Raw genomic sequence first — 12307 nt, 5'->3', positions numbered from 1 at the left:
GATGGCACGTTCCGTCTGGAAGGGCCCGTTCGTGGACGGGTATCTGCTGAACAAAGCCGATGCGTCGCGCGCGTCGGGCCGTAACGAAGTGATCAAGATCTGGTCGCGTCGCTCGACAATTCTGCCGCAGTTCGTCGGTCTGACGTTCGGCGTCTATAACGGGCACAAATTCCTGCCCGTTCAGGTGTCGGAGAACATGGTGGGGCACAAGTTCGGCGAGTTCTCGCCGACGCGGACCTTTACCGGTCACTCCTCGGACAAGAAGGCGAAGCGGGGCTGATATGAGCAAGCCTAAGCATCCGCGCACGCTCGCGGAAACCGAGGCGCAGGCCGTGACGCGGAACCTCCGCGTCAGCCCGCGCAAGCTGAACCTGGTCGCGGCGCTGATCCGCAACAAGCCGGCGGCGCAGGCCGTGGCGACGCTGACCTTCTCCAAGCGCCGCATCGCGCACGACGTCAAGAAGACGCTCCAGAGCGCGATCGCGAACGCCGAGAACAATCATCAGCTGGATGTCGACCAGCTGGTGGTGGTGCGTGCCGAGGTTGGCAAGTCGATCGTCATGCGCCGCTTCCATGCGCGTGGCCGTGGCCGTTCTTCGCGGATCGAGAAGTTCTTCAGCCATCTGAAGATCGTCGTCGCCGAGAAGGCGGCCGAGGCTGAGACAACCGAGCAGAAGGCGGCCTGATCATGGGACATAAAGTCAATCCGATCGGGCTGCGGCTCGGCATCAACCGCACCTGGGACAGCCGCTGGTATGCGGGCGCGGATTATTCCCGCCTGCTGCATGACGACCTGAAGCTGCGCGCGCATCTGCGGCGCAAGCTGTCGGGCGCGGGTGTGTCGCGCGTGGTGATCGAGCGTCCGGCGAAGAAGCCCCGCGTGACGATCTATGCCGCCCGTCCGGGCGTCGTGATCGGCAAGAAGGGCCAGGATATCGATGTCCTGCGCAAGGATCTGACCCGCATGGCGAAGACCGACGTTGCGCTGAACATCGTCGAGATCCGCAAGCCCGAGATCGACGCGACGCTGGTGGCCGAGAACATCGCCCAGCAGCTGGAGCGCCGCGTGGCCTTCCGCCGCGCCATGAAGCGCGCCGTGCAGTCGGCGATGCGTCTGGGCGCGCAGGGCATCCGCATCAATTGCGGCGGCCGCCTGGGCGGGGCCGAGATCGCGCGGGTCGAGTGGTATCGCGAGGGGCGGGTGCCGCTGCACACGCTGCGCGCGGACATCGATTACGGCGTCGCCACGGCGAAGACCACCTATGGCACCTGCGGTGTGAAGGTGTGGATCTTCAAGGGCGAGATCCTTGCCCAGGACCCGTTGGCGCAGGATCGTCGCGCCGCCGAGCAGGCCCCGCAGCGCTGAGCGGCGGGACCTTAGGACCGAGAACGGCGCCAGGCGGCGCGTGAGGATTTAGAACAATGCTTTCTCCCAAGCGGACAAAGTACCGCAAGGCCCACAAGGGCCGCATTCATGGGCTGGCGAAGGGTGGAACGACACTGAATTTCGGTGCGTTCGGCCTGAAGGCCCTGGAGCCGGAGCGGGTGACCGCCCGGCAGATCGAGGCTTCCCGCCGGGCCATCACCCGCGCGATGAAGCGTGCCGGCCGCGTCTGGATTCGGATCTTCCCCGATCTTCCGGTCTCGACAAAGCCTGCCGAAGTGCGTATGGGCTCCGGCAAGGGATCGCCGGAATTCTGGGTGGCCCGTGTGAAGCCGGGTCGTATCCTGTTCGAGATCGAAGGCGTTTCGCCGGAGCTGGCGCGCGAAGCGCTGGCGCTGGGCGCTGCGAAGCTGCCGATCAAGACCAAGTTCGTGACCCGCATCGGAGAGGCGTGAGATATGGCAAAGGCAACCAAGCCGGCCGATCTGCGTGCCAAGACCGCGGAAGAACTGGAGGCGCTTCTCATCGACCTGAAGCGCGAGCAGTTCAACCTGCGGTTTCAGCGCGCGACCGGCCAGAATGAGGGACAGGCGCGTGTTCGGACGGTGCGTCGCGAGATCGCCCGTCTGAAGACGATTGCGTCCGAGGCGTTGAAGAAGAGTGCAGCCGGCGCGGGTGCGTCGGCCGCGAAGTCCTGAAGGGAGACGGGCGATGCCGAGGCGCGTCCTGAGCGGACGGGTGACCAGCGACAAGATGGACAAGACGGTGACCGTCCTTGTCGATCGTCGAGTCATCCATCCGCTCTACAAGAAGTTCATCCGCCGTTCGAAGAAATACGCGGCGCATGATGAGCTGAATGAGTGCAAGGTTGGCGACACGGTGCGCATTGAGGAATGCAAGCCGATCTCCAAGCGCAAGACCTGGACCGTGACCGTCCGGAACGGAGCCCCGCTGGGCGCCGCCGGCGCCGAGTCCGGCGCGCAGGCGTAAGAAGGGCATAGGTTATGATCCATCCCGAGACCAACCTGGACGTCGCCGATAATTCGGGCGCGCGTCAGGTGCAGTGCATCAAGGTGCTGGGCGGTTCCAAGCGGAAGACTGCCTCGGTCGGCGACGTGATCGTCGTGTCCGTGAAGGAAGCGATCCCGCGCGGCAAGGTCAAGAAGGGCGACGTTCACCAGGCGGTGATCGTGCGTACGTCCTACCCCGTGCGGCGTCCCGATGGCAGCGCCATCCGCTTCGACCGGAATGCGGCCGTCCTGATCAACAAGCAGCAGGAGCCGATCGGCACCCGCATCTTTGGGCCGGTCGTCCGTGAACTGCGTGCGCGCAAGTTCATGAAGATCATCTCGCTGGCGCCGGAGGTGCTGTAATGGCCGCGCGTATCAGGAAGGGCGACCAGGTCGTCGTCACCACCGGGTCCTCGAAGGGGACTCGCGGCGAGGTGCTGTCCGTGCTGCCCGGTGACAACAAGGCCGTGGTGCGCGGTGCCGCGGTGGCCAAGCGCCACACGCGCCCGAACCGCATGGGTGAGCAGGGAGGCATCATCGAGAAGGAGATGCCGATCCACCTGTCGAACCTGAAGCTGGTCGATCCCAAGAGCGGCAAGCCGACGCGCGTCGGTTTCCGGGTTCTGGAAGATGGCCGCAAGGTCCGCGTCGCCAAGGCGACCGGCGAAGTCATCGAAGGCTGAGGAGGCGCGGATGTCCGAAGTACAAGCCACCCGCGCGGTGCCGCGTCTGCAGAAGCGTTTTCAGGACGAGCTGCGCGCGAAGCTGCGCGAAGAGTTCGGCTACAAGAACGTGATGCAGGTTCCGCATCTCGAGAAGATCGTCATCAACATGGGTGTGGGCGAGGCCGCCGGCGACCAGAAGAAGCTGGACACCGCCGTTGCCGAGCTGACGCTGATCGCCGGACAGAAGCCGGTCAAGACGATCGCCAAGAAGGCGATCGCCGGCTTCAAGATCCGCGCGGGCCTGCCGATCGGCTGCAAGGTGACCCTGCGCCGCGCCCAGATGTACGAGTTCCTCGACCGTCTGGTGACCATCACGCTGCCGCGCGTCCGCGATTTCCGCGGCCTGCCCGGCAACAAGGGTTTCGACGGCCATGGCAACTTCGCCATGGGCATGAAGGAACAGATCGTGTTCCCGGAAATCGAATACGACAAGGTCGACGATATCCGGGGCATGGACATCATCTTCGTCACCAGTGCGAAGACGGATGCGGAAGCGAAGGCTCTTCTGAAGGCGTTTGATCTGCCCTTCGCCGCGTAATCGCGGCGATTGGGGCTTCCGCCCAGAGGTCAGAAGACCTATTAGACACGTTGTTTGGAAAACCGTCGGGATGGCCCGACAGGTTCCGGAGGGTAGAACAAGGCATGGCCAAGATCTCCGCCGTTAACCGGAATGCCAAGCGTCAGCGCATGGCAGGACGGGACAAGGCTAAGCGGATTGCGCTCAAGAACATTGTCATGGACCGGACGCTTCCGGTCGAGGACCGGTTCGAGGCAACTCTGAAACTCGCAGAGCTTCCCCGCAATGGTTCGCGCGTGCGCGTGCGTCTGCGGTGCAAGCTGACCGGGCGTTCGCGCGCCAATTACAGGAAGTTCGAACTCTGCCGTATCGCGCTGCGCGATCTGGCTTCCAGTGGCCAGATCCCTGGCATGGTCAAGTCGAGCTGGTAAGGGCAGGGAACGATGTCACTTTCTGATCCGTTGGGTGATATGCTCACCCGGATCCGCAACGCGCAGCGCGCGCGTCATGCGGCCTGTATCGCGCCGGCTTCCAAGCTGCGCGCCAATGTTCTCGAAGCGCTGCGTCGCGAGGGCTATATCCGGGGCTACGCCCAGGAAGAGGTGCGCAAGGGCATCGCCCAGTTGCGCATCGAGCTGAAATACCTGGATGGCGAGCCGGTCATCAAGGAGATCCATCGCGTGTCCAAGCCGGGCCGCCGGGTCTATTCGAAGATCAAGGAACTGCCGCGGGTCTATGCCGGCCTGGGCGTCTCGATCCTGTCGACGCCGCGTGGCGTCCTGTCCGATGCGGAAGCCCGCGCTGCCAATGTTGGCGGCGAGGTCCTCTGCCGCGTGTTCTGAGGAGGGATACATGTCGCGTGTAGGCAAATATCCCGTCGAGGTTCCGTCGGGCGTCCAGGTTTCGATCGTCGATGGCGTGTTCGTGGCCAAGGGCAAGCTGGGCGAGCTGAAGCTGCCGCTGTCGCACCATGTCGAAACCGAGATCGCGGACAACAAGGTCGCGGTTCGCCCGGTCGGCACGCAGGCGCAGGCCCGCATGATGTGGGGCACGACGCGCGCGCTGGTGGCCAGCATGGTCAAGGGTGTGTCCGAAGGGTTCTCCAAGACCCTGGAAGTGACCGGCACCGGCTATCGCGCCGCCGTGCAGGGCAGCAACCTGGTCATGAATCTCGGCTACTCGCATGACATCGTCTATGCGATCCCGCCGGGCATCAAGATCTCGACGCCGCGTCCGACCGCCATCGTGGTCGAGGGCGTGGACAAGCAGCGGGTCGGCCAGGTTGCGCTGGATATCCGCAGCTTCCGCAAGCCCGAGCCGTACAAGGGCAAGGGTGTCCGCTACGACACCGAGACCATCCGTCGCAAGGAAGGCAAGAAGAAGTAATGAGCACGCAGCAGGATCTGCGGGAGCGTCGGCGTCAGCGTCTGCGCTTCCAGCTTCGCCGCAAGGGCGGCGGGCGTCCGCGCCTGTCGGTGTTCCGGTCAGGCAAGAACATCTATGCCCAGGTCATCGACGATGCCGCCGGGCGTACCCTTGCCGCCGCTTCGAGCCTGGACAAGGCGCTGCGCGAGCAGCTGAAGACCGGTGCCGATTCCGACGCGGCGAGCGCGGTCGGCAAGCTGGTTGCCGAGCGCGCGGTGGCGGCCGGTGTGACGCAGGTCGTCTTCGACCGCGGTTCGTATCTGTATCATGGGCGCATCAAGGCCCTGGCGGAGGCTGCCCGCGAGGGTGGTCTCGCCTTCTGAGGAAAGGGGCACGCAATGGCACGTGAACCGAGAGAAGGCGGCCGGGGTGGCCGCGATCGTGACCGCGAGGGCGATGACCTCGTCGACAAGCTGGTCACGATCAACCGCGTTGCGAAGGTCGTCAAGGGCGGCCGTCGCTTCGCCTTTGCCGCGCTGGTCGTGGTGGGTGACCAGAAGGGTCGTGTCGGCTATGGCGCCGGTAAGGCCCGCGAGGTGCCCGAGGCGATCCGCAAGGCGACCGAGCGCGCCAAGCGCGCGATGATCCGCGTTCCGATGAAGGAGGGCCGCACCCTCCATCATGACGTGGCGGGTCATTTCGGCGCCGGCAAGGTGGTGCTGCGGTCGGCCGACGCCGGCACGGGCATCATCGCCGGTGGACCGATGCGCGCCGTGTTCGAGAGCCTGGGCATCAACGACGTGGTGGCCAAGTCGCTGGGCACGCGGAACCCGCACAACATGGTCAAGGCGACCTTCGATGCGCTGGAGCGTTGCGCCAGCCCGCGTTCGGTCGCCAACCGTCGCGGCAAGAAGGTGTCCGACATCCTGGGCCGCCGCGAGGTGGCTGGGGCCGCGGAGGTGAGCGCCGATGTCTGAGGGCAAGACCGTTCGCGTCACGCAGGTGGCGTCGGGCAACGGCCGCAAGCCGGGCCAGCAGGCGACGCTGGTCGGGCTCGGCCTGAACAAGATCGGCCGCACGCGTGAACTGGAGGATACTCCCTCGGTGCGCGGCATGATCACCAAGGTGGCCCACCTCGTGAAGGTGGAGGATTGAGATGAACCTCAACGAACTGCGCGATAACGCGGGCTCGCGCTATCGCAAGAAGCGCCTGGGGCGCGGCATCGGGTCCGGCAAGGGCAAGACGTCGGGCAAGGGCGTGAAGGGCCAGAAGGCGCGTGAGGGCGTGTCCCTCAACGGGTTCGAGGGTGGTCAGCTTCCGCTGTATCGCCGTCTGCCGAAGCGCGGCTTCAAGAACATCTTCCGCAAGGTCTATGCCCCGGTGAACCTGGGTGCCCTGGACCAGGCGATCGAGGCTGGCAAGATCGATGCCGGCGCGACCGTGACCGAGGATGTGCTGCGGGCGGCCGGCCTGGTGGGGTCCGGCAAGTTCGCCGGCGTCCGCCTGCTGGCGAAGGGCGAACTGGCTCGGCCCGTGACCATCGAGGTCGCGGGGGCTTCGGCCACCGCCATCGCGGCGGTCGAGAAGGCCGGCGGGACCGTCCGGGTTGCCAAGGCGGCGCAGGACGAGGCGACGGTTTCGGCTTGAGCCTGGTTCCGGGACGGCGTGCCCGTCATGCCGCCCCGGACCGGCCCCGGCGTTGTCTCTTGCGTTGGTGCAAGGCGACGCCTTACACTCCTTGCTGATGTGTCATGACAGCGTCCCGTTTCGTGCGGTGACGCTGTTGTTGTTGAAAGGGACGGGCGCATGGCCTCCGCGGCCGAGCAGCTGGCTGCCAATCTGAATTTCAGCTCCTTCGCCAACGCGACGGAACTGAAGAAACGAATTTGGTTCACCCTGGGGGCGCTGATCGTCTACCGCCTGGGGACCTATATTCCGGTTCCCGGTGTCGACGCGACGGTCATGGGCCAGCTTCTGGCGCAGCACCAGGGCGGTATCCTGGGCATGTTCGACATGTTCACCGGCGGCGCGCTGGGCCGCATGACGGTCTTCGCCCTGAACATCATGCCCTATATCAGTGCGTCGATCATCGTGCAGCTGATGTCGTCGGCGATTCCCTCGCTGGAGAACCTGAAGAAGGAAGGCGAGCAGGGGCGGCGCAAGCTGAACGAATATACCCGCTACCTGACGGTACTGATCGCGCTGTTCCAGGCCTATGGTATCGCCGTCGGGCTGGAGAACATGCATAGCGCCGCCGGATCGGCGGTGATCGCGCCGGGGATGTTCTTCATCGTGTCCTGCGTGGTGACGCTGCTGGGCGGCACGATGTTCCTGATGTGGCTGGGCGAGCAGATCACCTCGCGCGGGGTGGGCAACGGCATTTCGCTGATCATCTTCGCCGGTATCGTCGCCAACCTGCCGCATGCGCTGGCCAGCCTGTTCCAGCTTGGCTACACGGGGGCGCTGTCGCCCTTCTTCGTGCTGGTGTTCCTGGTTTTGGCGGCGCTGACCATCGCCTTCATCGTCTTCATGGAGCAGGCGCAGCGCCGGGTGGTGATCCAGTATCCCAAGCGGCAGGTCGGTCAGCGGATCTATGGCGGCGACTCGACCCACATGCCGTTGAAGGTGAATACCGCCGGGGTGATTCCGCCGATCTTCGCGTCGTCCGTGCTGCTGATCCCCGTCACGATCGCGGGGTTCATGAACAACGCGTCGATGCCTGGATGGCTGTCGTTCCTGGGGCAGGAACTGGGGCAGGGGCAGCCGCTGTACATGCTGTTCTATGCCGCGATGATCGTCTTCTTTTCGTATTTCTATGCCGCCGTGACGTTCAACCCGCAGGAGACGGCCGATAATCTGCGCAAGCAGGGCGGCTTCGTTCCCGGGATCCGGCCCGGCGCGAATACGGCGGCCTATTTCGACCGGATCCTGACGCGGCTGACGACCATCGGCGCGGCCTATCTGGTGGCGGTGTGTCTGCTGCCGCAGGTCCTGATCAGCCATTATAACGTGCCGTTCTATTTCGGCGGGACCAGCCTGATCATCATCGTGTCGGTGACCATCGATACCGTGACGCAGATCCAGTCCCATCTGGTGGCGCACCAGTATCAGGGGCTGATGCGGCGGGCGCGCGGGAAGGGCAAAGGGCGGTGAACGTCATATTTCTCGGCCCCCCGGGGGCCGGCAAGGGCACCCAGTCCAAGCGGCTGGAGGCGCGGTACGGCATCGCGCAGATTTCGACCGGCGACATGCTGCGGGCCGAGGTCGCGGCCGGGACGCCGATCGGCAGGGAAGCGAAGGCGCTGATGGATTCGGGGCAGTTGGTCCCCGATGACGTGATCATCGCCATGCTCGAATCGCGGATCGGGCAACCCGATTGCGCGAAGGGATTCATCCTCGACGGTTTCCCCCGCACGGAGGGGCAGGCGGCGGCGCTGGATTCGATGCTGAAGCGGCGGGGCGCGCGAATCGACGTCGTGCTGTTTCTGGAGGTCGATGAGAACGCGCTGGCGGACCGGATCGCCGGCCGCTTTACCTGCAAGACCTGCGGGGCGGGATATAACGACCTGTTCAAGAAGCCGAAGGTCGAGGGCACCTGCGATGTCTGCGGCGGGCATGAGTTCGTCCGCCGCGAGGACGATCGGCGGGAGACCGTGGCCGCCCGCCTGGCGGCCTACCGCGCGCAGACGGCGCCGATCCTGCCTTATTACGAGGCTGAGGGACGGCTGTTCCGGGTGGATGGCATGGCCGACATCGATGCGGTGACGGCACAGGTCTTCAGGATCATGGACGAGATCACGAAGAAGTGATCGCTATTCATTGACTCTCTCGGGCGCGCGGGTATATTGCGCGCCCTCAAGGTAGCGGCTCGCCATGTCCCTGCGGCATGGTGCGCCGAGATTACGAATCCGATTGATGATGGGGTTGACCGGCGGTGCCGGCACGTTCACGACGCTCCGGCTAGCCGGTGGTGTGGAAAAGCCCCGGCGACGATCTAAAGGGCCCGTTCGACGCGGGCAGACAGGAGTAAGTGGCGTGGCGCGTATTGCCGGCGTGAACATCCCAACCAACAAGCGGGTAACGATTGGCCTGCGGTATATTTATGGCATCGGGCCGACCAAGGCCGAGCGGATCTGCCAGCAGCTCGAAATTCCGGCCGAGCGCCGGGTGAACGAGCTGTCGGACGACGAGATCCTGAAGATCCGCGAGCTGATCGACAGCGAATACCGCGTCGAGGGTGATCTGCGCCGCGAAGTGGCGATGAACATCAAGCGCCTGATGGACCTGGGTTGCTACCGTGGCCTGCGCCACCGTCGCGGACTTCCGGTTCGTGGCCAGCGGACGCACACCAACGCCCGTACCCGCAAGGGCAAGGCGGTGGCGATCGCCGGCAAGAAGAAGGCTACCCGCTAAGCGGCTCTCGCCGCATTCGCGGCCGGTGCCGGTGCCCCCGGGTTTCGGGGTGCGTCGGGCGCTGGTCGCGTCGATGAACAGACAGGACCAGGAAGACTATGGCGAAGGCTGCTGCTCCGCGTATTCGGAAGAAAGAGCGGAAGAACATTATCTCGGGGGTGGCGCATGTGCTCTCCACCTTCAACAATACGATGATCACGATCTCCGATGCCCAGGGCAACGCGATCGCGTGGTCTTCCGCCGGTGCCCAGGGCTTCAAGGGTTCGCGCAAATCCACCCCGTACGCGGCGCAGGTCGCGGCCGAGGATGCCGGGCGCAAGGCGCGCGAGCATGGCATGGAGACGCTTGAGATCGAAGTGTCGGGTCCGGGTTCGGGACGCGAGAGCGCGCTGCGCGCGTTGCAGGCGGTCGGGTTCGCGATCACCTCGATCCGCGACATGACGCCGGTGCCGCATAACGGCTGCCGCCCGCGCAAGCGCCGCCGCGTCTGATTCTCGGGCTCGGGTTCGTTTTCCGCCGGCCCTGGTGCCGGCGGGGTTGAGTGTCATCAGGCATCCGTTCGCACGGGTGCCGTCTGCCTTGGTGCAGATCAGTTTTGAAAGGCCATCATCTTGGTCCTCCAGAAAAACTGGCAATCTCTGATCAAGCCGGAGAAGCTGGAAGTCGAGCCGGGCGGGCAGCCGACGCGTATAGCGACCGTGGTGGCGGAACCGCTGGAGCGTGGCTTCGGCATGACGCTCGGCAATGCTATCCGGCGGGTGCTGCTGTCGTCCCTGCAAGGGGCGGCGGTAACGGCGATCCAGATCGACGGCGTGCTGCATGAATTCTCGTCGGTGGCCGGCGTCCGCGAGGATGTGACGGACATCGTGCTGAACATCAAGCAGCTCGCGCTGCGGATGCATGGCGAGGGGCCGAAGCGCATGGTGCTGACGGCCACCGGGCCGGGCGAAGTGCGCGCGGGCCAGATCCAGACCGGCCACGATATCGAGGTGATGAACCCCGACCTCGTGATCTGCACCCTCGACGAGGGCGTGAAGTTCGGGATGGAATTCACCGTCAACCTCGGCAAGGGCTATGTTCCCGCGGCGGCGAACCGCCCCGAGGACGCGCCGATCGGCCTGATTCCGGTGGATGCCATCTATTCGCCGGTGCAGCGCGTGTCCTACAAGGTCGAGCCGACCCGCGTGGGCCAGGTGACCGACTATGACCGGCTGCTACTGACGGTCGAGACGAATGGCGCGGTGACGCCCGAGGATGCGGTGGCCCTGGCCGCGCGAATCCTTCAGGACCAGTTGCAGCTGTTCATCAATTTCGACGAGCCGCGTCCGGTCCGGACCGAAGAGCCGCAGGACGACCTGCCGTTCAACCGGAACCTGCTGCGTAAGGTCGATGAGCTGGAACTGTCGGTTCGTAGCGCCAACTGCCTGAAGAACGACAATATCGTCTATATCGGCGATCTGGTGCAGAAGACCGAGCAGGAGATGCTGCGGACGCCGAATTTCGGCCGCAAGTCCCTGAACGAGATCAAGGAAGTCCTGACGTCGATGGGGCTGTCCCTTGGTATGAACGTGCCGGCCTGGCCGCCGGAAAATATCGAAGACCTGGCCAAGCGGCTCGACGAGCCCTTCTGACCGGAAAGACAGGAAGACTTTATCATGCGTCACGGTGTTGCCGGCCGGAAGCTCGGCGTTACCTCCACCCATCGCGCCGCCATGTTCCGTAACATGGCTGTCGCGCTGATCAAGCACGAGCAGATCACCACGACCCTGCCCAAGGCGAAGGAGCTTCGCCCGGTGGTCGAGAAGCTGATCACGCTCGGCAAGCGCGGCGATCTGCACGCCCGGCGCCAGGCCTATGCGCAGCTGCGTGACGATGTGATCGTCTCCAAGCTGTTCGCGGCCGTGGCCGAGCGCTACAAGGCCCGTAGCGGCGGCTATACGCGCGTTCTGCGCGCCGGGATCCGCCATGGCGACGCCGCCGACATGGCGGTGATCGAACTGGTCGATCGCGATGTCTCCGCCAAGGGTCAGGATAGCGGCCCGCGTCCGGAAGCCGCTTCGGAAGAAGATCTGGCGGCGTAAGCTTTACGCCTGCCGCTTGATGAGAAGACCCGGCCCTTGGGCCGGGTTTTTTTATGCCTGAACGGGTGGACGCGGCTGGTGGTTCCCCGCCCGGCGGAGCCGCGTGCCGGGCCGCTGCGCCGCTCCCGCCCGAATGGAAAATCTTTTCCCCGGGAGGGCGGAGGCATTCGCCGCGAGGGAAACCATGATCGTGCGCTACGTTTGCCTTCAGCTTGCAGGGGCGCACGCATCATGATGGGTTTGATACGCGACAGGCTGGCGGAGAAGGGGGGATGGCCGCGGCTGGCGGTCGTGTGCGGCACGCCTGCCGTCCTTGCGCTGGCGTTCGGCCTGGCGGCGGGGTGGCTGACGCCGGGCCGGCTGACGGCCGGAACGTTCATGCGGACATTTCGCCTGGTGGACGGGCCGCATCCGGGCTTTCGGCGCAACCATGCCAAGGGGCTCTGCGTGACGGGGTGGTTTGAGGGCAGCGGGGCGGGGGCCGCGCTTTCCCGTGCTCCGCTGTTCGGGCGGGTGCGGTCGCCGGTCGTGGGGCGGTTCGCGCTGGCCGGCGGGATGCCGTTCCAGGATGACGAACCGAACACAGTGCGCAGCCTCGCGCTGAGGATCATGCCGGCGCATGGGGGCGAGTGGCGCATGGGGATCAATGATATTCCCGTCTTTGTGGTGGTAAGCACCCGGCGAGTGACGCCTTGCTGAATTTTCTGGTCTGGGTCAGCTATGAGGCATGAGCGACACAAGAGATCAGAATGGTACACTACCTGCGAGCCTCGCAGGTAGTGTTGCAGACAGGCTCCAAAGGAGCGGTGGA

23 protein-coding genes are annotated in these 12307 nt (G+C 65.0%); all 23 read left to right on the top strand.

Going from position 1 to position 12307, the window contains the following annotated elements; translation table 11 throughout:
* The first annotated feature begins 1 nt into the window (after window position 1).
* The 23 genes from rpsS (at window position 2) to HLH48_RS05110 (ending at window position 12195) form a co-directional block, all read left to right on the top strand.
* Entirely contained in the window at window positions 2-280 is a 279-nt protein-coding gene (gene rpsS / locus HLH48_RS05220; RefSeq protein WP_007399623.1) for a 30S ribosomal protein S19, read from the top strand.
* 1 nt (window position 281) lies between these two features.
* Window positions 282-686, top strand: coding sequence for a 50S ribosomal protein L22 (gene rplV, locus HLH48_RS05215; RefSeq protein WP_182996453.1), 405 nt, complete (start codon window positions 282-284; stop codon window positions 684-686).
* A 2-nt stretch (window positions 687-688) separates the two neighbouring features.
* Window positions 689-1366, top strand: a complete 678-nt coding sequence (gene rpsC, locus HLH48_RS05210; protein ID WP_182949563.1) for a 30S ribosomal protein S3 — start codon at window positions 689-691, stop codon at window positions 1364-1366.
* A 56-nt stretch (window positions 1367-1422) separates the two neighbouring features.
* Complete coding sequence (gene rplP / locus HLH48_RS05205; protein ID WP_182996452.1) at window positions 1423-1839, top strand: 50S ribosomal protein L16; 417 nt, start codon at window positions 1423-1425, stop codon at window positions 1837-1839.
* Window positions 1840-1842: 3 nt separating this feature from the next.
* Window positions 1843-2082 (top strand): 50S ribosomal protein L29, encoded by a 240-nt coding sequence (gene rpmC, locus HLH48_RS05200; protein ID WP_182996451.1) that lies wholly within the window; start codon window positions 1843-1845, stop codon window positions 2080-2082.
* A 13-nt stretch (window positions 2083-2095) separates the two neighbouring features.
* Window positions 2096-2374, top strand: a complete 279-nt coding sequence (rpsQ, locus tag HLH48_RS05195) for a 30S ribosomal protein S17 (RefSeq protein WP_182996450.1) — start codon at window positions 2096-2098, stop codon at window positions 2372-2374.
* Window positions 2375-2388: 14 nt separating this feature from the next.
* The gene (gene rplN, locus HLH48_RS05190) at window positions 2389-2757 is read left to right on the top strand and encodes a 50S ribosomal protein L14 (RefSeq protein WP_042059420.1); all 369 of its coding nucleotides are present in this window, start codon (window positions 2389-2391) and stop codon (window positions 2755-2757) included.
* Window positions 2757-3077, top strand: a complete 321-nt coding sequence (rplX, locus tag HLH48_RS05185) for a 50S ribosomal protein L24 (RefSeq protein ID WP_182996449.1) — start codon at window positions 2757-2759, stop codon at window positions 3075-3077. Before rplN ends, rplX begins: the two co-directional genes overlap by 1 nt.
* A gap of 10 nt (window positions 3078-3087) precedes the next feature.
* Window positions 3088-3657 (top strand): 50S ribosomal protein L5, encoded by a 570-nt coding sequence (rplE, locus tag HLH48_RS05180; RefSeq protein ID WP_182996448.1) that lies wholly within the window; start codon window positions 3088-3090, stop codon window positions 3655-3657.
* 104 nt (window positions 3658-3761) lie between these two features.
* A complete protein-coding gene (gene rpsN, locus HLH48_RS05175) occupies window positions 3762-4067 on the top strand; it encodes a 30S ribosomal protein S14 (RefSeq protein ID WP_182996447.1) in 306 nt (101 codons plus the stop codon).
* Between the two features lie 12 nt (window positions 4068-4079).
* Window positions 4080-4478, top strand: coding sequence for a 30S ribosomal protein S8 (gene rpsH / locus HLH48_RS05170; protein WP_182996446.1), 399 nt, complete (start codon window positions 4080-4082; stop codon window positions 4476-4478).
* Window positions 4479-4488: 10 nt separating this feature from the next.
* Window positions 4489-5022 carry a 50S ribosomal protein L6 gene (gene rplF, locus HLH48_RS05165; RefSeq protein ID WP_182996445.1) on the top strand — a complete coding sequence of 178 codons (534 nt, stop codon included), beginning with the start codon at window positions 4489-4491 and terminating at the stop codon, window positions 5020-5022.
* On the top strand, window positions 5022-5384 hold the full coding sequence (rplR, locus tag HLH48_RS05160) for a 50S ribosomal protein L18 (protein ID WP_182996444.1): 363 nt from the start codon (window positions 5022-5024) through the stop codon (window positions 5382-5384). Before rplF ends, rplR begins: the two co-directional genes overlap by 1 nt.
* A gap of 15 nt (window positions 5385-5399) precedes the next feature.
* Window positions 5400-5978, top strand: coding sequence for a 30S ribosomal protein S5 (gene rpsE, locus HLH48_RS05155; protein ID WP_182996443.1), 579 nt, complete (start codon window positions 5400-5402; stop codon window positions 5976-5978).
* Window positions 5971-6156, top strand: coding sequence for a 50S ribosomal protein L30 (gene rpmD, locus HLH48_RS05150; RefSeq protein ID WP_114727505.1), 186 nt, complete (start codon window positions 5971-5973; stop codon window positions 6154-6156). The genes rpsE and rpmD overlap by 8 nt, the downstream gene beginning before the upstream one ends.
* A gap of 1 nt (window position 6157) precedes the next feature.
* The gene (gene rplO / locus HLH48_RS05145; RefSeq protein WP_182996442.1) at window positions 6158-6649 is read left to right on the top strand and encodes a 50S ribosomal protein L15; all 492 of its coding nucleotides are present in this window, start codon (window positions 6158-6160) and stop codon (window positions 6647-6649) included.
* Between the two features lie 159 nt (window positions 6650-6808).
* Window positions 6809-8155 carry a preprotein translocase subunit SecY gene (gene secY / locus HLH48_RS05140; protein ID WP_182996441.1) on the top strand — a complete coding sequence of 449 codons (1347 nt, stop codon included), beginning with the start codon at window positions 6809-6811 and terminating at the stop codon, window positions 8153-8155.
* Entirely contained in the window at window positions 8152-8811 is a 660-nt protein-coding gene (locus HLH48_RS05135; protein WP_182996440.1) for an adenylate kinase, read from the top strand. Before secY ends, HLH48_RS05135 begins: the two co-directional genes overlap by 4 nt.
* Window positions 8812-9037: 226 nt before the next feature.
* Entirely contained in the window at window positions 9038-9415 is a 378-nt protein-coding gene (gene rpsM, locus HLH48_RS05130; RefSeq protein ID WP_182996439.1) for a 30S ribosomal protein S13, read from the top strand.
* Window positions 9416-9513: 98 nt separating this feature from the next.
* Window positions 9514-9906, top strand: coding sequence for a 30S ribosomal protein S11 (rpsK, locus tag HLH48_RS05125; protein ID WP_182966076.1), 393 nt, complete (start codon window positions 9514-9516; stop codon window positions 9904-9906).
* Window positions 9907-10026: 120 nt separating this feature from the next.
* Window positions 10027-11046: a DNA-directed RNA polymerase subunit alpha gene (locus HLH48_RS05120; RefSeq protein ID WP_182996438.1), complete on the top strand. Its 1020-nt coding sequence runs from the start codon at window positions 10027-10029 to the stop codon at window positions 11044-11046.
* A gap of 24 nt (window positions 11047-11070) precedes the next feature.
* Window positions 11071-11496: a 50S ribosomal protein L17 gene (rplQ, locus tag HLH48_RS05115; protein ID WP_182996437.1), complete on the top strand. Its 426-nt coding sequence runs from the start codon at window positions 11071-11073 to the stop codon at window positions 11494-11496.
* Window positions 11497-11727: 231 nt separating this feature from the next.
* Window positions 11728-12195: a catalase family protein gene (locus tag HLH48_RS05110; protein ID WP_246386944.1), complete on the top strand. Its 468-nt coding sequence runs from the start codon at window positions 11728-11730 to the stop codon at window positions 12193-12195.
* Window positions 12196-12307 lie beyond the last annotated feature (112 nt).

The organism is Gluconacetobacter sacchari (assembly GCF_014174255.1).
In the GTDB taxonomy this organism is placed as follows: domain Bacteria; phylum Pseudomonadota; class Alphaproteobacteria; order Acetobacterales; family Acetobacteraceae; genus Gluconacetobacter; species Gluconacetobacter sacchari.
This window is presented reverse-complemented; position numbering and strand designations above follow the sequence as displayed.

What these genes read in the sequence shown, in the direction of transcription:
- rpsS (WP_007399623.1), top strand. Translation starts at nt 2, where the DNA reads ATGGCACGTTCCGTCTGGAAGGGCCCGTTCGTGGACGGGTATCTGCTG.
- rplV (WP_182996453.1), top strand. Translation starts at nt 282, where the DNA reads ATGAGCAAGCCTAAGCATCCGCGCACGCTCGCGGAAACCGAGGCGCAG.
- rpsC (WP_182949563.1), top strand. Translation starts at nt 689, where the DNA reads ATGGGACATAAAGTCAATCCGATCGGGCTGCGGCTCGGCATCAACCGC.
- rplP (WP_182996452.1), top strand. Translation starts at nt 1,423, where the DNA reads ATGCTTTCTCCCAAGCGGACAAAGTACCGCAAGGCCCACAAGGGCCGC.
- rpmC (WP_182996451.1), top strand. Translation starts at nt 1,843, where the DNA reads ATGGCAAAGGCAACCAAGCCGGCCGATCTGCGTGCCAAGACCGCGGAA.
- rpsQ (WP_182996450.1), top strand. Translation starts at nt 2,096, where the DNA reads ATGCCGAGGCGCGTCCTGAGCGGACGGGTGACCAGCGACAAGATGGAC.
- rplN (WP_042059420.1), top strand. Translation starts at nt 2,389, where the DNA reads ATGATCCATCCCGAGACCAACCTGGACGTCGCCGATAATTCGGGCGCG.
- rplX (WP_182996449.1), top strand. Translation starts at nt 2,757, where the DNA reads ATGGCCGCGCGTATCAGGAAGGGCGACCAGGTCGTCGTCACCACCGGG.
- rplE (WP_182996448.1), top strand. Translation starts at nt 3,088, where the DNA reads ATGTCCGAAGTACAAGCCACCCGCGCGGTGCCGCGTCTGCAGAAGCGT.
- rpsN (WP_182996447.1), top strand. Translation starts at nt 3,762, where the DNA reads ATGGCCAAGATCTCCGCCGTTAACCGGAATGCCAAGCGTCAGCGCATG.
- rpsH (WP_182996446.1), top strand. Translation starts at nt 4,080, where the DNA reads ATGTCACTTTCTGATCCGTTGGGTGATATGCTCACCCGGATCCGCAAC.
- rplF (WP_182996445.1), top strand. Translation starts at nt 4,489, where the DNA reads ATGTCGCGTGTAGGCAAATATCCCGTCGAGGTTCCGTCGGGCGTCCAG.
- rplR (WP_182996444.1), top strand. Translation starts at nt 5,022, where the DNA reads ATGAGCACGCAGCAGGATCTGCGGGAGCGTCGGCGTCAGCGTCTGCGC.
- rpsE (WP_182996443.1), top strand. Translation starts at nt 5,400, where the DNA reads ATGGCACGTGAACCGAGAGAAGGCGGCCGGGGTGGCCGCGATCGTGAC.
- rpmD (WP_114727505.1), top strand. Translation starts at nt 5,971, where the DNA reads ATGTCTGAGGGCAAGACCGTTCGCGTCACGCAGGTGGCGTCGGGCAAC.
- rplO (WP_182996442.1), top strand. Translation starts at nt 6,158, where the DNA reads ATGAACCTCAACGAACTGCGCGATAACGCGGGCTCGCGCTATCGCAAG.
- secY (WP_182996441.1), top strand. Translation starts at nt 6,809, where the DNA reads ATGGCCTCCGCGGCCGAGCAGCTGGCTGCCAATCTGAATTTCAGCTCC.
- rpsK (WP_182966076.1), top strand. Translation starts at nt 9,514, where the DNA reads ATGGCGAAGGCTGCTGCTCCGCGTATTCGGAAGAAAGAGCGGAAGAAC.
- rplQ (WP_182996437.1), top strand. Translation starts at nt 11,071, where the DNA reads ATGCGTCACGGTGTTGCCGGCCGGAAGCTCGGCGTTACCTCCACCCAT.
- HLH48_RS05110 (WP_246386944.1), top strand. Translation starts at nt 11,728, where the DNA reads ATGATGGGTTTGATACGCGACAGGCTGGCGGAGAAGGGGGGATGGCCG.